26 protein-coding genes are annotated in these 21,294 nt (G+C 45.6%); 7 read left to right on the top strand and 19 right to left on the bottom strand.

Annotated features, from left to right (window positions below; genetic code table 11):
* Positions 1-77 precede the first annotated feature (77 nt).
* Positions 78-497 (bottom strand): (deoxy)nucleoside triphosphate pyrophosphohydrolase, encoded by a 420-nt coding sequence (locus tag BR63_RS01335; protein ID WP_034423253.1) that lies wholly within the window; start codon positions 495-497, stop codon positions 78-80.
* 303 nt (positions 498-800) lie between these two features.
* On the opposite strand from BR63_RS01335, the gene BR63_RS01330 reads away from it, so the two are divergent.
* Both BR63_RS01330 and ppaX read left to right on the top strand, forming a co-directional pair.
* On the top strand, positions 801-2,060 hold the full coding sequence (locus BR63_RS01330; protein WP_187142874.1) for an IS110 family RNA-guided transposase: 1,260 nt from the start codon (positions 801-803) through the stop codon (positions 2,058-2,060).
* Between the two features lie 262 nt (positions 2,061-2,322).
* Positions 2,323-2,979: a pyrophosphatase PpaX gene (gene ppaX / locus BR63_RS01325; RefSeq protein ID WP_034422897.1), complete on the top strand. Its 657-nt coding sequence runs from the start codon at positions 2,323-2,325 to the stop codon at positions 2,977-2,979.
* 23 nt (positions 2,980-3,002) lie between these two features.
* Here ppaX and BR63_RS01320 read toward each other — a convergent pair whose 3' ends face one another.
* The 4 genes from BR63_RS01320 to BR63_RS01305 form a co-directional block, all read right to left on the bottom strand.
* Positions 3,003-4,637 carry a HEAT repeat domain-containing protein gene (locus BR63_RS01320; protein ID WP_034422898.1) on the bottom strand — a complete coding sequence of 545 codons (1,635 nt, stop codon included), beginning with the start codon at positions 4,635-4,637 and terminating at the stop codon, positions 3,003-3,005.
* Between the two features lie 17 nt (positions 4,638-4,654).
* Positions 4,655-5,164: an ECF transporter S component gene (locus BR63_RS01315; protein ID WP_034422899.1), complete on the bottom strand. Its 510-nt coding sequence runs from the start codon at positions 5,162-5,164 to the stop codon at positions 4,655-4,657.
* Positions 5,165-5,270: 106 nt separating this feature from the next.
* On the bottom strand, positions 5,271-6,497 hold the full coding sequence (locus BR63_RS01310) for an MFS transporter (protein WP_243270049.1): 1,227 nt from the start codon (positions 6,495-6,497) through the stop codon (positions 5,271-5,273).
* Positions 6,498-6,764: 267 nt separating this feature from the next.
* The gene (locus BR63_RS01305) at positions 6,765-7,217 is read right to left on the bottom strand and encodes a DUF441 domain-containing protein (RefSeq protein ID WP_034422901.1); all 453 of its coding nucleotides are present in this window, start codon (positions 7,215-7,217) and stop codon (positions 6,765-6,767) included.
* Between the two features lie 118 nt (positions 7,218-7,335).
* Here BR63_RS01305 and BR63_RS01300 point away from each other — a divergent pair, with 118 nt between their 5' ends.
* Together BR63_RS01300 and BR63_RS01295 are read left to right on the top strand one after the other, a co-directional pair.
* Complete coding sequence (locus BR63_RS01300; RefSeq protein WP_420825487.1) at positions 7,336-7,608, top strand: YqhV family protein; 273 nt, start codon at positions 7,336-7,338, stop codon at positions 7,606-7,608.
* 94 nt (positions 7,609-7,702) lie between these two features.
* Positions 7,703-7,981: a DUF1657 domain-containing protein gene (locus BR63_RS01295; RefSeq protein ID WP_034422902.1), complete on the top strand. Its 279-nt coding sequence runs from the start codon at positions 7,703-7,705 to the stop codon at positions 7,979-7,981.
* A gap of 29 nt (positions 7,982-8,010) precedes the next feature.
* Here BR63_RS01295 and BR63_RS01290 read toward each other — a convergent pair whose 3' ends face one another.
* The gene (locus tag BR63_RS01290) at positions 8,011-8,922 is read right to left on the bottom strand and encodes a hypothetical protein (RefSeq protein WP_034422904.1); all 912 of its coding nucleotides are present in this window, start codon (positions 8,920-8,922) and stop codon (positions 8,011-8,013) included.
* A gap of 192 nt (positions 8,923-9,114) precedes the next feature.
* Between BR63_RS01290 and BR63_RS01285 the strand changes: the two genes are divergently transcribed.
* Positions 9,115-9,495 (top strand): hypothetical protein, encoded by a 381-nt coding sequence (locus tag BR63_RS01285; protein ID WP_034422907.1) that lies wholly within the window; start codon positions 9,115-9,117, stop codon positions 9,493-9,495.
* A 42-nt stretch (positions 9,496-9,537) separates the two neighbouring features.
* Here the strand turns inward: BR63_RS01285 and BR63_RS01280 are convergent, their stop codons facing one another.
* The 4 genes from BR63_RS01280 to BR63_RS01265 all read right to left on the bottom strand — a co-directional run bounded on the left by BR63_RS01280 (position 9,538) and on the right by BR63_RS01265 (position 12,013).
* On the bottom strand, positions 9,538-10,482 hold the full coding sequence (locus BR63_RS01280; RefSeq protein ID WP_051965833.1) for a metal-dependent hydrolase: 945 nt from the start codon (positions 10,480-10,482) through the stop codon (positions 9,538-9,540).
* A 151-nt stretch (positions 10,483-10,633) separates the two neighbouring features.
* Entirely contained in the window at positions 10,634-11,203 is a 570-nt protein-coding gene (locus BR63_RS01275; RefSeq protein ID WP_051965835.1) for a DUF6036 family nucleotidyltransferase, read from the bottom strand.
* A complete protein-coding gene (locus BR63_RS01270) occupies positions 11,191-11,415 on the bottom strand; it encodes a hypothetical protein (RefSeq protein WP_034422909.1) in 225 nt (74 codons plus the stop codon). Before BR63_RS01270 ends, BR63_RS01275 begins: the two co-directional genes overlap by 13 nt.
* 76 nt (positions 11,416-11,491) lie before the next feature.
* Positions 11,492-12,013, bottom strand: a complete 522-nt coding sequence (locus BR63_RS01265) for a C-GCAxxG-C-C family (seleno)protein (RefSeq protein WP_034422911.1) — start codon at positions 12,011-12,013, stop codon at positions 11,492-11,494.
* Between the two features lie 130 nt (positions 12,014-12,143).
* On the opposite strand from BR63_RS01265, the gene BR63_RS01260 reads away from it, so the two are divergent.
* Positions 12,144-12,284 (top strand): hypothetical protein, encoded by a 141-nt coding sequence (locus tag BR63_RS01260; protein ID WP_207724747.1) that lies wholly within the window; start codon positions 12,144-12,146, stop codon positions 12,282-12,284.
* A gap of 121 nt (positions 12,285-12,405) precedes the next feature.
* Positions 12,406-13,404: a metal-dependent hydrolase gene (locus BR63_RS01255; RefSeq protein WP_051965836.1), complete on the top strand. Its 999-nt coding sequence runs from the start codon at positions 12,406-12,408 to the stop codon at positions 13,402-13,404.
* Positions 13,405-13,460: 56 nt separating this feature from the next.
* Here BR63_RS01255 and BR63_RS01250 read toward each other — a convergent pair whose 3' ends face one another.
* The 9 genes from BR63_RS01250 to BR63_RS01210 form a co-directional block, all read right to left on the bottom strand.
* Entirely contained in the window at positions 13,461-13,658 is a 198-nt protein-coding gene (locus tag BR63_RS01250; RefSeq protein ID WP_034422914.1) for a hypothetical protein, read from the bottom strand.
* Positions 13,659-13,706: 48 nt separating this feature from the next.
* Entirely contained in the window at positions 13,707-14,981 is a 1,275-nt protein-coding gene (gene obgE / locus BR63_RS01245; protein WP_034422917.1) for a GTPase ObgE, read from the bottom strand.
* 25 nt (positions 14,982-15,006) lie between these two features.
* Positions 15,007-15,582, bottom strand: coding sequence for a Spo0B domain-containing protein (locus BR63_RS01240; RefSeq protein WP_034422920.1), 576 nt, complete (start codon positions 15,580-15,582; stop codon positions 15,007-15,009).
* A 106-nt stretch (positions 15,583-15,688) separates the two neighbouring features.
* Complete coding sequence (gene rpmA / locus BR63_RS01235) at positions 15,689-15,976, bottom strand: 50S ribosomal protein L27 (RefSeq protein WP_187142873.1); 288 nt, start codon at positions 15,974-15,976, stop codon at positions 15,689-15,691.
* The gene (locus BR63_RS01230; RefSeq protein WP_034422922.1) at positions 15,970-16,314 is read right to left on the bottom strand and encodes a ribosomal-processing cysteine protease Prp; all 345 of its coding nucleotides are present in this window, start codon (positions 16,312-16,314) and stop codon (positions 15,970-15,972) included. The genes rpmA and BR63_RS01230 overlap by 7 nt, the downstream gene beginning before the upstream one ends.
* A 1-nt stretch (position 16,315) precedes the next feature.
* Positions 16,316-16,627, bottom strand: a complete 312-nt coding sequence (rplU, locus tag BR63_RS01225) for a 50S ribosomal protein L21 (RefSeq protein ID WP_034422926.1) — start codon at positions 16,625-16,627, stop codon at positions 16,316-16,318.
* 125 nt (positions 16,628-16,752) lie between these two features.
* On the bottom strand, positions 16,753-18,231 hold the full coding sequence (locus BR63_RS01220; RefSeq protein WP_051965838.1) for an Rne/Rng family ribonuclease: 1,479 nt from the start codon (positions 18,229-18,231) through the stop codon (positions 16,753-16,755).
* A gap of 211 nt (positions 18,232-18,442) precedes the next feature.
* Positions 18,443-19,132, bottom strand: a complete 690-nt coding sequence (locus BR63_RS01215) for a TIGR03936 family radical SAM-associated protein (protein ID WP_034422928.1) — start codon at positions 19,130-19,132, stop codon at positions 18,443-18,445.
* Positions 19,116-21,038 (bottom strand): TIGR03960 family B12-binding radical SAM protein, encoded by a 1,923-nt coding sequence (locus BR63_RS01210; RefSeq protein ID WP_051965840.1) that lies wholly within the window; start codon positions 21,036-21,038, stop codon positions 19,116-19,118. Before BR63_RS01210 ends, BR63_RS01215 begins: the two co-directional genes overlap by 17 nt.
* Between the last annotated feature and the right edge of the window lie 256 nt (positions 21,039-21,294).

Genomic DNA, 21,294 nt, shown 5'->3' with positions numbered 1-21,294 from the left:
GAAAACTATTTTTTACAGCTTCTTGTTTTCCTGCCGTAAATACTCAAAATTGACTACGTTAAAATTTTGGCAACATTCTACCCTGGTAGTACAAAGACCTTCTTTTCCATATAATTTTTGCATAATTTATTTACCATTTTAGCATCGGCAGGTGCAAAGTCAAAAGCTTTTAAGTCTGGTATTCTTACCCAGCGATAATCCTGACAGTCCAAGGCTCTGGGTGAACCGGCAAGAGGATAACAGTAATAATACAAAAGAATGATATTTCTTTCTTCCTCTTTTTCGGTAATAACGGCGGCAATATCACCCACCTCAATCTCAAAGCCCAGTTCTTCCATAATCTCTCGTTTCAAGGCGGACTCGGGTTCTTCCCCTGCTTCCACTTTGCCCCCGGGGAATTCCCACTTGTTAGCCAGCTTTCCCCCGGCCAGGCGCTGGGCAATTAATATCCTATCACCCTTTTGGATAATGGCTGCCGTTACAAGCAGGTTTATCATAAAAACCTCCATCTCGCGCCGCCGGTGCGGGCGACACAAATAGTAATGAAAACAGGTGCACACCCACCCTGATTACAGTACAATCTGTCTGAGGAGAAGGCACACTACAAAGCACGGTGAGGCGAGTTGCAGACTGCCTCTTGGCTTAAATCAGTATAAAAACCAGTGTAAGGATCGCCTTACAAGCACAAATAAGTGGTGCCATGAGGCCGCACGCTAATCATTGTTTTAACTCAGCGTTAAATGTGCGGCGATCCAGTCACTGTCTTCTCCCTCACAATTTCATTGCAAGGAGGGAGAATTCTGAGAATCGTTTATCCCATCTGTTGTGGCGTCGATGTACACAAGACATTTCTCGTCGCTACGCTCATCACAACGCAGGGTATCGTTCCGAGTTACAAAAAAAAGCGTTTTTCTACCTTTAACAAATCCATTCTGGCGTTTAAGCAGTGGCTGATTGACAACAACTGCTTTGACGTTTGCATGGAGAGCACCGGGAAGTATTATGTTCCCATATACAATTTGCTGGAGGACAGCATCCGGGTTACCGTCGCCAACCCCAAGTGGGTTGCTGCTGTTAAGGGCAACAAGGATGATGTCAAGGATTCCAAGTGGATCGGCGATCTTTTTCGCCTCGGTCTGGTTCCCGGTAGCTTTATCCCGTCCAAGAACATCCGCATTTTGCGGGAGTATACGCGATACCGCTTCAAGCTCGTTTCCTGTAAATCCAGCGAAAAGAACCGCTTTCAGAACGCTTTCACCGTTTGCAATGTCGCCCTTGATGCTGTCGTTTCCGACATGTTTGGCAAATCTGCCTCTTCCATCACGGACTACCTTGTAAACTCGGATTCTTTCGATCCAAAACATTGCGTTTCCTTGCTGCAACGCTCCTTGAAGAAGAAAGCCGACGAGGTCATCGAATCTATTGAGGGTTTTCAAATGTCTGCGGAACAGAAGACACGCATCCGTTTCGTCCGCAAACACTTGGATTTCGTGGAGCAGCTCATTGCCGACCTCGACCAAACCATCGCCCGGTTGGCTGCACCCTTGGAAAGCGCCATTGCCCTACTGTGTACCATTCCCGGAGTTGACCGTAACATAGCCATTACGATCCTCTCCGAAATTGGTACGGATATGTCTCAGTTCTCATCCTCGAAACGCTTATGCTGCTGGGGGGGACTAACGCCCGGCAACAATCAATCCGCAGGCAAAAAGAAGTCCGTTCGCATTACGAGGGCCGGGGTTTATCTCAAGCCCACGCTCGTGCAAGCAGCCCATGCCGCTGTAAAATCGAATTCTTCCGCTTACTACCGTATCAAATATGAGCGGATATCCAAGCGCCGAGGGAAGAAACGAGCCATAATCGCCATTGCCAGAATGATACTTACAGCCACTTATCATATGCTCCAATCAGGTGAAGTCTTCAATCCTTGTGACCTCTACCATGTTGATATGCCGGTGGAGCTTCGCAATAAGCAAAAGGAGAAAGCTTTGAGGCAAGCTGCTAAACTCTTGGTTGCCCATGGTATCGTAAACCCCGAACATATCACGCTGCCTGCTTAATCTTTCTGCGCTCTGCTTCCGTTAGGGCTTGTTTGCTATACCCTTTTTTAAGCTCAGGGGTCTTCGACGCTTGTCGAGAATGTTTTCACGCTAAACACCTCGTATTAGTTACTAGTTACTAGTTATTAGTTACTAGTTGATAGTTGATAGTTGGTAGTTGGTAGTTGCCGGATTTCTTTCCAGCAGGGTTTTTTATTTTTCACTTGCGGGTCTCCTCTAATAAGGGGTACAATTATCGGGAAAATGTTTGGAGGGATTAGAAATGTACCAGGCCATCCTGTTTGATTTAGACGGGACCTTACTCAATACCAATGCTTTAATCATTCATACTTTTCAGTATACCCTGGAAAAGCATCTTGGTATCCAAGTTAAACCCCAGGAACTCACACCGTATTTTGGAGAACCCTTGCGAGTGACATTAAGCCGCTTTGCCCCAAAGAATGTTGATGAATTGGTTGCCACTTACCGGGCCCATAATGCGCTAAAACACGATGAACTGACCACCATTTTTCCCCATGTGCGGGAAACCCTGGCCCAGCTTTATGAGATGGGAATAAAACTGGGTGTTGTCACTTCCAAGTTTAAACCCTCAGCCTTAAAAGGCCTGGAACTGTTTAGGCTGACCCCCTTTTTTGAAGTGATTATCGGACTCGACGATATTCCAGAGCACAAACCCCATCCGGCACCCATTGAAAAAGCACTGAAAGAAATGAAGGTGAAAGCCCCACATGCCTTAATGGTGGGAGACAGCCCCATGGACTTACGCTGCGCCAGAAATGCCGGGGTAGACAGCGCCCTGGTTTCCTATTCACTTTTGCCGCCAGAGGCTCTGGCAGCGGAAAAACCAACTTATGTTTTGCAGGATTTAAGGGACCTCCTGACTATCATCCAACATCGAGAACAAAAAGTAAGCAATTAGTAAGCCAACCTCCGGGTTGGCTTTTAGCTTAGCGGTGTTAATACCCGCTTCCTCACTTGTTCCACTTTGGCGCTGCGGTCCTTTTGCATGTTCTCAATAGCTGCATAGGCCTCTCGCGTACCGATGAGACTTAATGTTTCAATGGCCCTGATGCGTATGTCCATTTTTCTGTCACGCAAAAGGGGCTCCACAAAGGGAAAGGCAGGGTCTCCGATCATACCCAGCGCATATTTGGCATAGACTGCCTCCCGTGCAGGTCCTTTCATGATCTCGATGAGATTGGGTATGGCCTTGACACTTTCCAGAATACCCACGCCCATAATAGCTGCAGCTTTAAGGGGAAAAGCAGACACATCAAGAAAAGCGAGAAAGTACGGTTCCGCCTTCTTTTTAAACTTTTCGCAGATGGAGACGACAATTTCGTCCATATCTTTACCGGGGACCTGGGGGAGCGTGGCGAAAATCCGGGATAAATTCTCTTCTCGCCCCTCTTCAATGATATTAAGCAGATCGCCCCTGGAAAAGGGTTTTACCTCGTCTAATGTTTGGACGCCTTTATCCCTGCTTTTATCAGGAAAGGTATAAATCTTGGCATTGGACCGGTTATACTTACCGGTGCTGAGGACCTCCTGATAATAACTTTGATAACCGGTGTGAGGCAGGCTGCATTCTTGAAAGATGAGGTGGGCAGAGTTGTAAAAGTTCGGCGACAGTTCCAGGCGGTACAGGTGATTATTCCTGATCACAACCAGAGGAACCCCTTCTTCAGCCACAGGGCAAACCCAGGAACTTCCGCGGTACTCGGGAATTTCCCCCAGAACCTCTTCCATCACATGCCTGACCGGATCGCGGGAGGCATGGCCGCTTAATAAGTCACCGGAGAGATAGACACTATAATATTCGCTGGGTATATCGTGGGGATTAAGACTAATCTTACGTCCCACCCAAAAGATAAGCATGTCCTCTTTGATTTTAGGCCGCCTGCTCCTTTGCAAACAGGCCAAACCGTGGAGAATGTGGCGGGAAATAATTTCTTCGGCATCCGTGGAACTACCTATCCTGCTCTTCATACCGGTATAATCCAGATAAAACCCCCAGGCTTCTCTCCTTAACCTTTCCTCTGTCAAGACCTCGTCGCTAAGGGAATGGTTATGAAATTTGGGAAACAAAAGGGGTTTTTTCCCTTCTAAATAACGCAGGAGCTCATAACACACAATCTCCGGAAGATAAACACATTTTACACCGGTACAAACATATTCCCCTTCGTATAAAACGATATAATAAATATTCAGCCTCTTATTGGTCACCAGCCATTTCAAACTATAACTGTGCATAGGATCAGACAAAGAAAAGAGATAACAACCCCTGATGTTTCCCCTGTCGTCCGGGTAAGAGATCACCAGCTCTAATCCCCCCGGATGCTCAATCAGCAAATCTAATTCTTCATCCTCTTCCAATAAGTTTTCTATATCCGAATCCCCCGGGAGCAAAAAATAAAAGTCCACTTCTCCCGCGGAATTTACGGTGTGATAAGTATTACAGTGATGGTCAAAACAATCAATGATGGAACCGTGCCTGCCAGGGTTCAGGTAAGGATCTTCCGGTGAAGGCGACCTGTAGAAAGTATATATTTTGGATGTGTTCTTTAATTCACTCATTGTTTCCTCTCAGCTTGCTATTGGTTGGAATTCGTTTCCTTTTCTTTTTTCAGCATCGACAATCCTTGTAAAACCAGAAAAGCCAATACCCCACCGGCTAAAGCAGTAAAAAGCTGGGGTGTGGTGAGAAGAGAGATGACTCTAGCAGGTAACGGTTTGCTGAGGAAAAGGGGTAAGACATAATGAACACCTAAAGTTAAAAGGGCATATTTGCCCAGGGAAGCAGCAACAATGCCTGTCACAGGCCTTTTTTGTAAGATTCCATAAACAAGGGCCAGGGCGGCGTTACCCGCCATAATCAGGGGAACAGCGGGAAAAAGAGTCATAATGCCAAAGACAAAGGCCAGAACGGGTGTAAAAAGACCCACTATGACGCCGCTCATAGTCCCTACGGTGGCGGTTGCTAGGAAAAGTATAGCGTTCACCAGGGGACCGGTTATGGGTTGGGGCAGCTTAAAACTCTGGACGGCAATGGCTAGAGCTAATAATAAAGCACTTCTTGTTATGAATTTTGGTGTAATGTTCATCTTATCACCCTCCCTAAAGTATCTCCGAAGATACGTTAAAGATTTTTCTACATAAACAGCCTATTTCCCTTTTTATTATATACAAATAATATCAGCCGGAGCCAGTCTAATTCTTTTCTTGTTCTTTCTCAGTTTCAGCCTTCTTTAATACATCCTGTTTCAGAAAGAAGAGGTTAATGGCACCTACACTGGCGGCTAAAATAGCGGGCACTAAGAAAGTCCAGGTGGGGCTTTTTTCCATCAAGAGCCCAAAAAGCGGCGGTCCACCTGCCACACCGAAAAAGCGAACGCCTCCATACAAAGAAGTAACCATTCCCCGTTCATCGATTTTACAAGAGCTCGTGATGAGGGTATTGAGACAGGGTAGGACTAAGCCGGTACCAATTCCCGCAAAAATAAGAGCTCCAACTAAAATATAGGTATTGTCCCGGAAAAACGGTACGATGGCCATAGACCCGCTCAAAAGAAAAAGTCCTGCTACTACCAACAGTTTAAAAAAGGAACTTTTTTTCTGTGTCACTATGCCGGTAATGTACGAAGTGGTGGACATAGCCAATACAGGAATGGCTAAAATCAGGCCTTTTAAGACTCCTTCAATTTTATACTTGGTTTCCAGGTGATCTGATAAGTAAAATAATACGCCGAATAAGACAAAAAGTACGGTCGTCCCGGCCAGGAAAACTGAAACTAAAGACACCCCTTTATTTTCGAAAATCTTTTTTAAAGTAGTCAGATACTGTTTTACCGGTTTGGCTTCGTTTTGACTCTTGGGTTCTTTTACCAGAAACCAGATTCCCAGGGCAATGGGTATACAAAGGACAGGGAAAAGAAAAAATACTGCCCACCAGGCCAGCAATCCTATGAGAGAACCCAGGATAGGGCTTACGACTTTGCCTAAACCGTTGGACGCTTCCAGCAAACCTAACACCTTACTGCGTTCACTGCTGGTAAAAATGTCACCGGCCAGAGCCATGGCTATGGGCGCTGTCCCGGCCGCTCCTATCCCCTGCAAAATACGGCCTGCCATAATCAACGTATAGGACTTGAAAAAAACTGCCGCAAGTCCGGCAATAACCCCCCCTAAACCGTAAGTAATCAATGCAGGGACAATGATGCTTTTCCTGTTGATACGGTCAGAAAGGAAGCCTGCTACCGGTATAGCCAGCCCGGCAGGTATAGAGAACAGGGTAATGGCTAAACTAACCTTAAACTGGGATATATCTAAAGCTTGTTTCATTTGGGGTAAAACAGGAATAAGCATGGAATTACCCAAAACCATGATAAAAGGGACACCGCATAACGCACCCAGAGACATGAGGCTTTTTTTCTGCAAAGCAAAACACACTCCCTTTATTGCTGTCTGAGTGCTAGTTTTTGCTGATATGAAATGATCAATACGCAAACTAAAAATATAAAACGGCTTTGTTAAAAATGCGGCTATGCCGCCACTTTGATTTCCGCTTTCCCATTTTGGTGACCGGAGTCCGCTGGCCGGTGACCAGTGGAGTAATTATCTGGTAACCGGTCACAGGTTAGGGGTCATCGGTTACTGCCCTGCGAACCCAGTACCTTTGAACTTAAGAAAAATCTTTTCCTAGTTTTAGCGAAAAATACTAAACAGTTTTAAGAATAAGGCTGTCAGCCCCGCTGCCATTAGTGGGCCTACCGGAATACCATTAAAAAAGACAATGCCGATAATAGAACCCACCACCAGCCCTAAAAGCAACTCGGGCTGGTATTTTAACATCCGTAAACCGTCACCGTTCATATAAGTAGCCAGGGCCCCACCCAGCAAGGCTAATAAACCGGGTACTGTCAACAGGTTATCCTTCAGGTCTTTAGGCGTAACTTTTCCCCCGGCAAAAGGTATTAAAACCGAAAGCATTAAAAACAAGAGTCCCAGTTCTAAGCCTCTCCGTTCTATTAACGGGAAATAATGCTGCAGGTTAGTTAGTTTTAAGACTAGTAAGACGCACGCCGATGTAGCGATGAGAGGAGCTTTACCAATGACACCGACCAGAATTAAGATGACAAGCAGTGTTTCACCCCACATTAGAACTCTCCTCCCAGGTTAATTATATTTAAAAATATGCCTGAGGAGATAAAGTTATAACATTTCTGGTATTAAATAGTACCACCCTGGCATACATTCTCACCAGGAGGTGGGACTATTGGCAAAGGTTCTCTCGATCGTTTTTGCTATGGGTATGCTGCGGGTCCTTTCTGGCTGTATCGAACTTTCAGCAGCTGCTCTGATGCTTTACTTCAACCGGGTGGAAACTGCTTTAAAAATTAACGCTGTTTTGGCCATGATTGGCCCTACTATTATGATTTTAGTGACAACTCTGGGTATTATTGGTATCTCCGATAAGGTTTCACTGGTTAAAATGTTAACCATCTTATGCGGCGTTACCCTTATCTTTATTGGCCTAAATAAACTTTAATTTCATAATCCCCCTAATTATACTAATTATATTATTTCTACAACTGCAAATAATAATAGCGGCCCAACTAAAATACCTTAAGGAGGTTTTTACCATGACAATTGGTACAAAAATGCACCAGACCTTGGCAACTTTAGAATCTGCAGCGGCTAATATGAAATCTTTTGCCCTGGACACCGAAGACAAGACCGCCAAGCAAATGTTTGCTCAGTATGCCCAGCAGTTAGAAAGCATCTGCCAAGGTATGAGTGCCCGCTGCGACTATATTGAACAACAAGAACCTCAGTACAAGGTATTTAACCAGGCTATGCAGCCTCAACAACAACAACAAAATAACCAGCAGAAAAATGCTGTGAAAACGAGGTTGCAGTAAGGGGGGTGACCCCCTTATTTTATTTCTTGTTAAAATACGATTTCTTCTTCCTCCGGCGAGGTACTCCTGATGATAGACAATACAGCTAATGCTAAAAGCAGAACACCAAAAATAAGATTGAGATAATAGACACCAACCTTAAGCCTGGCCAGGCAGAGCAAAACGAAACTGTAAACAAAATACGTGAAAAATTTTTCGCTTTGCAGAGCCTGGTTTCTCAGAATACTTAGTTTCTTTTTCCGCTGGGAAATCTCTTTTTCAACGATAGCGGTAATTTGTTCAGTGGTGGGGTGCAAATAACTATCTTTGAGGATACCTCTCAGTTGATCACCGTTATATACTTTTAATGAAGGATAACGTTCCTTCAGGACTTTGACTTTGGGACTGAAATCTCTATTTGTAAAGATACGGACCTGCTCGATATTTTTCTGCTGGCAGTGCCGTACGATCCGTACTACATCTTTCGTTTCCAGGACTTCTCCCTCGTTCAGGTGCCGGTACAAAACAGCCAGCTTTTCTCCTTTATAGTTGCCGGTTAAATAATCCTCACCGGCGGCTAAATCCTGAACGGGATATTTTTTTATGATTTCTTCCCGTAAACAATGGAGCACTTCTTCTACAGGAGTATTCTCCAGGCGTTTGGCAAACTCTTTTTCTATGAGACTTTGCTGGCACTGGCCTTTGATCTCCGCAAATTTTCTCCTGTTGACGGCATTGACGGTAAGAACCAGGAGAACGAAGAGGAAAGCCAGGGAGAGCAGGGCTTCTCGAAAAGTGGCTGAGCGGCGAAAAACAAAGAGCAGCGCTACGAAAAAACCTAAGAGATACAGAAAAATACTTTCCCCCCGGGGTTTTTGGCTTTGGCTCCAGTAGTAGTCGCGCAGCATTCTGTGATAACGCCAGTTCCTCCAGATTTTTTTACAAGCTTTGAATAAGTTCACGGTCATCCCTCCCTTTCAAGTTTAGCCATAATCTTTACTTTCTAATCCCCTCTCCGGGGGTTCCTGCTTCACTGAATAAAACATGTTATCCCCCCTTTTGAACTATTTTTTTGTCGTATTAGGTAACGTATAATGGAGTTACAGTACACCAAATCTTTACTATAGATAATAAAGTAGTTGGGGGTGGGGTTTATGGATAATGAAAAATTTCAGGAATTAGTCTTATTACAACTGGCCCAATTACAAAAAAGTATCCAATCTATTGAAAGTAATACCCAGAAAAACACACAATCCATTGATATGGTGGCCCAGGAGACTATGTCCTTGCAGAATGGCTTAAACGAAGTAAAAACCAGCGTGGTGCGAATAGAGAATGAATTGCTCGATAAAGTTCGTGTTCTTTTTGATGCCAATTCCCTACAAATGGATTATTTTGAAAGCCTGAAGGATGGACAAGCAAGGATTGAACAACAAGTTTCTTCTATCTCTAGACGCCTGCTGGATTATGATTATAAGATAGATACCTATGAACGGGAACTACGCTTAATCAGGGCCGAGAAAAAACCAAAATAATATAAATATTAGACCCTGGACCAACATTAGTCCAGGGTCTTTTTAATCGGAGAGATAAACACGGCGGGAGAGGCTGTAGGGCTGGAAGACAGCCTCCTCCACATCCAGGTCCTCGTTCATGACAATCATACCATTATGGAGGAATCTATCTTTCACGTAATAACGCAAATCCATGAAACGACCAATGACTTTATCTTCATGCTTTTCGTAAAATACATGGAAGAAAGGCGTAAATTGCTGGAAGTGCCTGCCCAGGCAGGAGTTCACCAGAATTTTCTTCATGTCTTCTTTGATGTAGTGAAGCCTGCGCAGGATTTTTAGGCGCTTTCTCAGGAGGTCCACACTACCCACAATGTTTCTCCCGGGTACACGGGCAATAAAATCCCATTTGAAAAGACTGTTTAGGGAAGGCATGGTCACCACTTTAATTTCGTGATAATGCCGCGAGAGACGCTTCTTGACCAGGTGGGTGGCCCACATGCGCATCACCCAGCGAACCCCAAGATAAATAACAAAAATTCCACCTAACCAGGGAGATTTAACACCGCGTGCTCCTAAAATTATAGCCGTAAAGCAAAGAGTCATGAGTATAGGATCAAAAATCATCAAAAGGCTGGCCGTATACATTTTTCTGCTGAACGGCCAAAAAATCTGCACCCCGTAAGAGTTAAACAAATCCAAGATGGTATGGGAAAAACCTCCCACAAAAGCCCAGCCCACCAGGTTCAGGAAGAATACGTCATGGTAAAAAGGACTCAGCAGTCCACCTACCACTAAAGCAATACCCGTAAGTCCCGGCAGGGAATGGGAAAAGCCCCGGTGCTGTTTTAAATATGCCAAATCCCCCCAAAACTGGGCCACCACGTCCAAATCCGGCGCTACCGCCCCCAGCGCTGCCGCCATCAAAGCGCCGTTAGCCAGGGATACCCCGCCGCCCGATTGGGCACCCAATGCCATACCCACAATAGCATGTGTAAGTGGATCCATCGTCCTCACCTCATTTTCGACAATATTCGACTCTGACATTATAACATGGGAATGAGGTGAGTGATGGCTGGTACTTGTTACCAACATAAACATAACACGTAGCATGAGGATTTCATACAAATAAGCCAAGGAGCTTTCTCCCTGGCTTAACCTATCCTTTATTAAGGTTTTGTGCTTCTGTTTTGATTTCTTGAAGCATCTCAATAATTTGTTTTTCTTCGGCCTTTCTTTCACAATAGGTCCAATCAATCTTATCGTAGTGTGCGGCTATTAGATAAGTGGCCCACTCCTTACTTGACAAATCCTGCCAGTGTTTGGCAGCAGAAACTCTATCTAAAATAATGTCTTCGATGCCCAAAACATAGAGCTGGAAATCTTCAAATTCAAGGGGTTGTAACCTGGAGTAATCACCATCCAATGGAGGCTTTGGGAACTCAATGACAATATCACTTCCGGGATAGGTCCAAACACCACCCTTATTCTTAAAACCCAGTTCACGTAAGATAGAACCGTATTCAGCTATACCATCGGCAATTAAATCAATATCCATGGTGGCATACTTGCCCATGGTCCACAGCTCTACTGCAAATCCGCCTACTATGACAGGAATGATAAAATATTTCTTAAAAGCCTGAGTTAATATTGCCACTACACCAATCCGGCGCATTATACTGTCTTGATTGGATAGAATCTCAGTGAGTTTCCGTTTTAGCTCTTCCATTTGATTCTCAATCCTTTCTGCGGGTCATAACTAAAACGGCCGTCAGCCTCAGCCTTTCTTATTGCAGCAACTACTGCCCGACCTATGGCAATGAATTCTTCCCTGCTCCTTGGTTTGGCTCTTGGCGCTTTTATTTTTTTCCCTCCTGTAGCTTTTAAAAAACATTCTTTATTCCTGTTTATAAACTCATCGGCTTTAATGGGTGGTTTCATATACATTACCCTCGCTATTCTTCTTAATACTTATAATAATAGTATACCATTTTCCATTTTTTGTAATAGCCCCCTTCTATTCGGCCCCGGCCACATTCGGTCCAAAAGTACGCATTAACCCGTCCGTTCTACCGGCCAGGATGTGCTCTACCGCGATTTCCACCGCCGTCTCCACAGCCTTACGACAGTTTAGATTCCTTTCCTTACTCTGCCATTCATAAGGCGCACATAGCTCCCGGCAGTTTACGGCTCCCATACGGGCCTGGAATTGCTGGGGCATGGAATTAAAAAGGCGGTAAATCCCCGGTTTTCCATAAAGTTTTTGCAATCTCTCTTCTCCTGTACTGCCTTCCAAGGGGTTCTTCCGACCATAGACACTGCTCACAGCCAGCACGGCTCCCAGCAGTGCCCCACAAGCATACCCCGTCAAGCCTATCCCACCACCGAAGCCGGTTGCCAGGGCTACTGTCTCCGCCGGACAATCGATTAACCCTACACCACGTAGGGCAGAAAAGACAGATTCTGCGCAGTTCATCTTTTCCTTAAAGTTGGCTGCCGCCAAATCTTTGGCCTTCGTTACCAAATCCTGTTCCAACATGAAAATCCCCCCTTTTTTAGGTATAAATTAGCTGCGGAGGGGGGAATTCCTCTATTTTTCTAAAAAGTTTTACAGCATGGTATGTGCCGGCATAGGCGTAGTACTTCTCACATCAATAAAGCAGGGTCTATTGCTTGCCATCCATTTTAACCGTAAACACGGTGGTCGCTACCCGTTACCCGATCCCCGCTACCCGGAAATAAATCATAAGATAAAAATTCGGGAAGCGGGGAGCCGAAAGCGTAACATGATGGCAAGCCTGAAAGAATAATTTCATTCTTCTGCTGGTGCTGTTACCGGCATGGATGTCTAGTAATAATATTTGCGTCATAAAACCACCGGAAAACAGTTATAATGGATAATGAATACTTTTGAGGAAAGGCTGATACTATTTGGACACACTGACACATGCGTTAACGGCCATAGGTCTTACTCAGCTGGCCCATTTATCACCCCAGGTGGCTCAGGATCCTGTAACCCAAAAAGCTATCTTTTGGGCAACTATGGCTGGCTCCCAGGCGCCGGACCTTGACATCTTTTTTCGTTTTAAGGGAGAAACTGCTTATCTTAAACACCACCGGGGCTTCTCCCATTCCCTCATGGCCCAGTTTTTGATTCCCGGTGTAACTACCCTAGTCTTAAAAATAATCTTTCCTTCTGTTTCCCCTCTCCTTGTCTTTCTATGGGCACTGGCAGCTACCGTCCTCCATGTCTTTTTTGACCTGTTAACATCCTACGGAACGCAGGCCTTCTTTCCCTTTTCCCCTACGAAATTGGCCTGGGATGTCCTGATGATTATTGAAGTACCTATACTCCTTCTCCTGGGTGCAGGCTTTGTCCTTACCTGGCGGGGTTATCCTCCCGGTTGGGTTTTCTTAGGAGTTTTCTCGCTAATCCTCATTTATATTCTGGTCCGCCTCTATACACGCAGGAAACTCTACCTTCTCCTGGTAGAGCATTTTGCTCCCGGTATTGACGCTTTAAGTCTCGTTCCCACCTTAAATTTTTCGAAATGGGATTTTATCGTGGAAAAAAAGGAGAAGTATTATACGGGAAGGGCCAGTTTACCCTCTACCCTCCAGGTAGAAGGGGTATATTATAAAAACAGCGTTCCGCCTGGCCTATTGAATATCGCCCTGCAAGCCGAACCTATCCAGGCTTTTCAGGATTTTGCCCGTCATCCCATGATAACTTATAAAACTTGTTCAGAGGGACATGAAGTAAAATTTACGGACCTGCGCTATCGTTTCCGGGATTATCATCCCTTTTTTGCTACAGTGACCCTGAACCAAAACCTGCAGATTACCGGAGCCTGTCTGGGCAAAAAGTATCCTAGGAGAGCCGCTGGACAACCTGCGCTTTCCGCCATCCGCCATCCGACATCCGAATAACAAGAACAAAAATAGAAGGTCTGTCCGGGAACAAAACCGGATAGACCTTTATCTTCTTACACTATTTTCTTTGCTTCCTCCCCGCGGCTCGACCTTCTCCTGGTTTCATAACGGGGATCACCCTTTTTCCAGCCAAAATTCCCTCTTTGTTTCTCGATGACATTGTTCGTATTCTTGATAACAAACTCATTTTTGGCTGTGCAGTAATATGTGACCACATCTTCACGGCAATTACCGCATTCAAAACACTGCATGGTGTGTGAAGGTACCTCCATTTCTGTCAAAAGCTAAGGATTTAGTTTTTAATCAACAAAATCAAACTCTAGATCCTTAATACGAACCACATCACCATCCTTAGCCCCTTTTTCCCGCAGGGTTTTTTCTACACCCATTCTACGCAAATTGAACAAAAAACGCCTCACTGCCGCTTCATTGGAAAAATCTGTTTTTTGCGCTAATCTATCAATTTCCGGGCCAGAAACAACCCATGCACCATCATCATTATATTCGACCTCGAAGGGCGGTCCTCCTGCTACCTTCGTAATTTTTAAGCCTTCTTCTTCAATGAAAAGCGGAGTTTCCGGAATCTCCTCCAATAACTGACCGGCCCGGAACATCAGAGGCTTGAGCCCCTCCCCCGTGACGGCGGAGACAGGATAGATTTCATGTTCCTCACCCAAGGCTTCTCTTAATCTTTCCAAGTTTTCCACGGCACCTGTCAGATCCATTTTATTGGCCACGATGATTTGCTGGCGCATGCTTAAAACCGGATTATATTTCTCTAATTCCTGATTAATTATTTTATAATCTTCCAGGGGATCACGACCTTCAGAGCCAGAGATATCTAAAACATGCAAAAGAAGCCTGGTTCTCTCCACATGGCGCAGGAAGCGGTGTCCCAAACCCACTCCTTCACTGGCTCCCTCTACTAAACCGGGAATATCCACCAAAACAAAGCTCTTGCCTTCTTCCAGTCTAACCACACCTAAATTAGGGTCAATAGTAGTAAAATGATAATCAGCAATTTTCGGTTTAGCAGCAGAGACATGAGAGATGATGGTAGACTTGCCGACGTTAGGATAACCGATTAAACCAACATCTGCCAGCAGTTTCAGCTCTAATTCCAACCACTTTTCTTCCCCGGGTTCGCCATTTTCGGCCACTTCGGGAACCCTGTTCACGGGATTGGCAAAGCGGGCATTACCCCTGCCCCCGCGTCCACCTTTGGCTACAACAAAGCGCTGTCCCTGCTGGGACAGGTCGGCTATGGTTTCGTGGGTTTCAGCTACTTTCACCACTGTTCCTATGGGTACTTTAACAATTAAATCTTCTCCATCAGCACCGTGCATGTTTTTACTCATACCATTCTGGCCCCGGGGAGCTTTGAAATGGCGTTTATAACGAAAGTCTACCAGGGTACGTAAACCTTCATCAGCTTCCAGGATCACACTGCCGCCCTGACCTCCGTCACCGCCGGCAGGTCCCCCTTCCGGTATGTATTTTTCCCGGCGAAAAGCGACGATACCGTTACCGCCGTCCCCACCCTTTACATAAATCTTGGCATAATCATAAAACATGGATTTCCCTACCTCACCTGCAGTTTCACTGTCTATTATTACCGTAATTGTTGGTTTCTTTTCCTACCTGAATTCTTAAGACATCGGTAAGCTCACTCCGGACCGTAAAATTCCTAAAGTGTCGGGCCTCGCTCCAGGCTTTAATCCTTCCCGCATATTCCTTAACCAGGTACTCCTGTCCATGGACGAGGAGGTGAATGTGTGTATATTCTTTCCCACCGATTAACATTTGACACTGTACTTGTTGCTGGGGAAGATCCTTAAGCAGCGGCTCAAACAAAGCAGAGATAACTTCCGCTACCTCCCCGTCGTCCTCTTTCCAGGCCTCCAGGCTGTCTTCTACCTGGATTGTTAAAAAATCACCCTGTTCGCCCAAAGAAGCCAAAGCCCAGGTTAGGTAGGCCTGAAGCTGTGGTAAACATATTTTCCCCAGCACACTATAGCGCTGAAAAGACTTCGTCGCTTTCATCAGATATTCCCGGGCTGTTTCAGGCCGCCCAATTTGCAGGTATCCGTGAACCACCTGAAAATGATTCATACAGTCATGCCGTATGATTTTCTGGGCTTCCAGTAATTTTTCCAAATAGTCCAGTTCTGCCACACGCTTCACACCTTATCGCCAGTTTCGCACAAATACCTACCTTTGTATCTATAATTTACCATCACAAAAGAAAAATTGAAAGCCCCGGTTTAACCGGGGCTTAACATTACATAACTGCTTCGGAATAAATGCTCACTTGTTTCTTTTCTTTCCCTTTACGTTCAAACTTCACATATCCGTCGATCAGGGCAAAGAGTGTATCATCCTTACCAATGCCCACGTTTTCACCGGGATGGATTTTAGTACCTCTTTGTCTAACCAGGATATTACCGGCAGTAACAAACTGCCCGTCAAAACGTTTCACACCAAGGCGTTTAGCCTCGCTGTCCCGTCCGTTACGTGAACTGCCCACCCCTTTTTTGTGAGCAAAAAGTTGCAGGTTCATTTTTAACAGCATTTGGTCCACCTCCTCTTGCTGACCTTCAGATACTGTCCATAACTTTCTTCAATACATAGAAGTCCAAGTTCCATAGTATGCATGATTACCTGGGCTTTCGTCATTTCCTCAGGAGCTAAGCCTTCCGGTAACCAGCATTCTATGTAACCCTCGTCATCAAGCTGCCATCTCGGCTTCACCGTCAAATAGGCGTCTAACCCGAGAAGGGTTGTCTGGGCGAGGGCTGAAACGCTGGCGCATACAATATCCTTCCCTGATTCCGCCATGCCGGCATGACCTTTAATGATGAAACCCTTCAACAGGGAACCGTCAAAATAAATATCCGCGTGTATCATGTTAAGCCATGATTTTTTCTACAACAACTTTCGTAAAGGGTTGACGATGGCCCTGGGTTTTACGGTAGTTTTTCTTGGGCTTATATTTGAAAACGATAATCTTGTCACCCTTGCCATGCTTTAAAACCTTTAAAACAGCCTTAGCGCCCGGTACTACGGGAGTACCTACAACAACCTCGCCATCTTTAACAACGGCTAAGACTTTGGTAATTTCCACAGTTTCGCCTTCAGCAGCCTGAAGTTTTTCTACGTTCAGAACGTCGCCTTCCTGTACCTTAAACTGCTTACCACCGGTTTCAATAATTGCGTACATTTTTACACCTCCCTGTCCTAGACTCGCCATCTCCAAGGTAGCTTGACGCATTTAAACCTGAGTTGTGCGGTTTGGCAGGCGTAAGCGCCTACAATAAGAAAGAGTATCATAGATGGCTGGAGATGTCAAGGATACTGTGTTTTCACCTCATAATGCCCTAAATGAAATTGTTCTTTGTTTTTAACAATGATCCGTTTGCCCAGTCGTTGTTCCAGGTTCCTCAGTTCCCTGGCTCCTGCACCGGTCAGGAGTGCCGTCACATGAGGATGAGTTTCCACCAGGAGAGTATCGGAGGTTGTCCGGGCTGCCACTTCTTTTAATTCATTCTTGAGGGAAAGGAGGACGGTCTCTTCGGAAAGTACCGTTCCCTTCCCTTCACAATAGGGGCAGCATTTTTCCAAAGTACTGGAAAGGGATTGCCGCACCTTTTTACGGGTCATTTCTACCAGCCCCAGGGGAGTAATGCCCAAAATGTGGGCTTTAACCTTGTCTTTTTTCAATTCCTCCTCCAGGACCTTAAGTACCCGTTCTTTGTGGTGGGGATCCGTCATATCGATGAAATCAATGATTATAATACCGCCAATATTTCGTAAACGCAGCTGCCGGGCTATTTCCAGGGCAGCTTCCAAATTCGTTTTCAGAACAGTATCGGCTAAATCCGTACTGCCCACGAATTTTCCCGTATTCACATCGATAGCCGTGAGAGCTTCCGTTTGGTCAATCACCAGATAGCCCCCGCTTTTGAGCCATACTTTTCTCTTAAGGGCCTGGGCTAACTCATGGTCGATGGCATATTTTTCAAAAAGATTGTTGGTATCACTTAAAAATACCTTCCCTTTAAGATGGGTTTCCGTGGCTTCCAAGAAATCAATAATCTTTTCAAAGACAGGACGGGAATTCACGCTTAAACGCTGGACATCATCAGTAAAGACATCGCGCAAAATGCGCTGGACCAGTTCTAAATCTTTATGTAAGAGAGCCGGCGCCGAAACGGTTTGGGCCTTGTTTTTGATACGCTGCCAGATTTTCAGCAAGCTTTTGATATCCTGCTCCAGGTCTTCTCGGAGGGAACCCTCGGCAACGGTACGGACGATAACCCCCATGTTGGGAGGCTTAATCTCTTCGGCAATGGCCTTGAGCCTCTCTCTTTCCTCATCTTCCTCAATTCTCCTGGAAATACCCGTATAATCCACGGTAGGCATGAGTACCAGGTAGCGTCCTGGCAATGTAATTTGGGTGGTAACCCTGGCCCCTTTGGTACCCACCGGTTCCTTGGCAATCTGGACCACAATCTCCTGTCCTTCTTTGACGATATCGCGAATATTGGGACGTACCCCATCTCTTACAGGAACATGCTCCTCATCTTGCCATAGGACATTAGCCAGAGCGTCTTCCACATACAAGAAAGCATTCTTCTCCAGCCCGATATCGACAAAGGTAGCCTGCATGCCAGGCAGTACATTATGTACCACACCCTTGTAAATATTGCCCACCAAACGCTGGTTGAGGGCCCGTTCCACATAGATTTCCACCAGCTGTCCCTCTTCCAGCACAGCTACTTTCGTTTCCTCTTCTGCGACTTGTACGAGTATTTCTCTGTACATCAATGGTCACTCCTACTCAAAAAACGACTTTCCGTGTTCCGACTTCCGAATTCCGACAGACCATAAATGGCAGTAATTTTCAGCTGAACCGTTAAAAGTTAACCCACTCATGAAAGACGTCAGGCTTCGGACACTGGTCACTGACAAATTAACTCTCTGAAAAAGTACTCTTAAAATCGGATGTCGGATGTCGGCTAGCGCTAATCGTGTACTATTCCTCCATAGGGGTCTTGATCCTGTCATCTTTACGGATAAACAAGCCCTGCCGGTGAATCCTCACAATCGGTGCCAAGGGGATATTTCCCTTATCTCTTAGCATTTGCAGTACTTCATCGGGTTTAACATTTCCTTCACTGCCGGTTTGCAGATCCATTTCTAACAGCACAATATTATCTTCTACTTTCCCCTTGAGATCGAAAATGCCTTCTCTGATATTCACTTCCCGGGGTCCCTTCTTCCCCTGCCGGGTAATGGTGAAAGCGGACTGGGCCAAGATGGCGGCAATTGCTTCATCTAACTGCTCCCGGCTCACCGTCTGGAGCAAAGGGATCGCAAGTATATAACGGGCCATGTTAATCTGAGCGGTCAGACTTTCTCCCCGGTTTTCTAATTTCTTCATTTCCAGGAGCTTCAGTCCCGGCGGTAAGGCAGCCTCCAGCCTGGAACGCACTTCTTCCACGGGCAGGTCTTCTCTTAATTCAATATCCAGGTACTCTCCTTCACTGGTTACCCCTACGGCCAGGGCAGAACCAAAGGAGAACTTGGGATGGGGATTAAAACCCTCGGAGAAAGCCAGCGGTAAGCGGGCACGGCGAAAGGCCCTTTCCATGGTCCTGGCCATATCCAGGTGGGAGAGGAAACGCCCTTCCGGTGTTTTAGCGTACTTAACGCGCAGTAACATCGACTTTCCCACCTTTCCGCAAAATCATGGCTACGTCTAAATCCTGGCAGATACCACACACAGTACAATGCTGGAAACGGCAGTCCCCGGTTGTAGCAGTCTGATAAGCCTTTTCTCTTTCCAACCAGAGATATTTTTTGGTCACTCCCATGTCAATGTGGTCCCAGGGCAGCACATCATCATAAGAAAATGGCACATTGGCGATATCTTCCACCTTAATGCCAAGCTTTTCAAAGACTTGCATCCAGGCAGCAAACCGGAAGTGTTCCGACCAGCTGTCAAATTTACAGCCCTGGCGCCAGGCTTCTTCCAAGACTCTCCCCATACGCCGGTCACCTTTGGCAAAAACTGCTTCCAGGAGGCTTAAGGAAGCATCATGATAATTGTAGGTTATTCGCTTATCGCTTATTTTGCTTTTTAAAAACTGCTGTTTCTCTTTTAAAAGTTCCAGTTTATCCTGGGCTTCCCACTGGAAAGGTGTATGGGCTTTGGGGACAAAGGAAGAGACACTGATGGTGACCTTGGGAGACTTATGGCGCCCCTGGCTCTTGGTAATACTGAGGCCAATATCCAAAACTTTTTTGGCGAGAATGGCAATACCCTCGATATCCTCAAAAGTTTCGGTAGGGAGACCGATCATAAAATACAGTTTAATCTGGGACCATCCCGCCTCAAAAGCGGTAGCAGCTACTTTCAGGAGGTTTTCTTCCGTAACCCCTTTGTTAATGACATCGCGCAGACGCTGGGTTCCCGCCTCGGGGGCAAAAGTAAGTCCTGTCTTTCTGACCCGCTGTACTTCCTGAGCCAGGTTCATGGAAAAAGAATCCACCCGGAGTGAGGGCAGTGACACCCCAATACTTTCTTTCTGATACTTATCCAACAGTTCCTGCAGCAAAGGCTCCACACACGTATAGTCACTGGTACTAAGGGAGGTAAGAGAGATTTCATTATACCCCGTGGTTTCCACCAGTTTTTCCGCCTGCCTGCTTAATACTTCTTTGCTCCTCTCCCGTACGGGCCGGTAGATCATGCCCGCCTGGCAAAAACGACAGCCTCTGCTGCAGCCCCGCAGCACTTCCAGCATAATGCGGTCGTGTACTACTTCCATGTAAGGCACCAGAGGTTTTTCTGGAAAATAGGCCTCATCCAGGTCTTTAACCACTCTCTTCACGATCCTGGGCGCCACACCGGGTTCTTTTACCCTGATTTCCTGTAATTTCCCGTCATCACCGTAACGTGGTTCATAAAAAACGGGAACATACACACCCTGGATTTGGGCCAATTCCTTAAGGAGTACTTTTTTCTCCTGGCGACCCTGGCGAACCTCCCGGTGCCTTGTTATCAGTTCAAAGATTTCCAGAATAACTTCTTCTCCTTCGCCGATAACAAAAAAATCGAAAAAATCTGCCAGAGGTTCAGGATTATAGGCACACGGTCCCCCGGCCATAATCAGAGGATATGAATCATCCCGCTCCTCTGCCTTTAGGGGTATACCACCTAAATCCAACATGTTCAGGATATTGGTATAACTCATTTCATACTGCAAAGTAAAACCGATACAGTCATAATCCCTGAGGGGCCGGTAAGATTCCAAGCCAAAGAGGGGAATGTTTCTTTCCCGCAGCTCCTTTTCCATGTCGGTCCAGGGGGCAAAAGTTCGTTCCATCAAATAATCCGGCTGTTCATTCACCAGATGATAAAGAATGCGCAGCCCCAGATGGGACATCCCCACCTCATAGAGGTCGGGAAAAGCAAAAAGGGTACGCAGCTTAACCGTATCCCAGTTTTTCTTCACTACATTATGTTCATTGCCCACATAGCGTAATGGTTTAATTACTTTTGGTAAAATTTCTCCTTCCAGAACTTGCCTCAACTGATTCAAAATCAATTGCCTCCTCAAAACCATGATTCCTTATTATATCTATTATGGATAAATAGGCCTAGAAAAAATCTACTATGTCTAATATACAATTCTTTCCTGCAGATGGCAATGACTCAGTTGTTAGTTGGTAGTTGGTAGTTGTTGGTTGTTAATGGATTGACATGACATAAGAAGGCTAAAGCGCAGTAAGGAAAGTAAAAATGAGACCAGCGACGTGGTCTCATGAAATGATTATCTATCATATCCTCTGCCCACTAACAACTATTATGACCCGTGACCA

Origin of the sequence: Thermanaerosceptrum fracticalcis (genome assembly GCF_000746025.2) — a bacterium.
GTDB lineage: Bacteria > Bacillota > Peptococcia > DRI-13 > DRI-13 > Thermanaerosceptrum > Thermanaerosceptrum fracticalcis.
The sequence above is the reverse complement of the archived record's forward strand: the minus strand, read 5'-3'. Positions and strand labels throughout refer to the sequence as shown.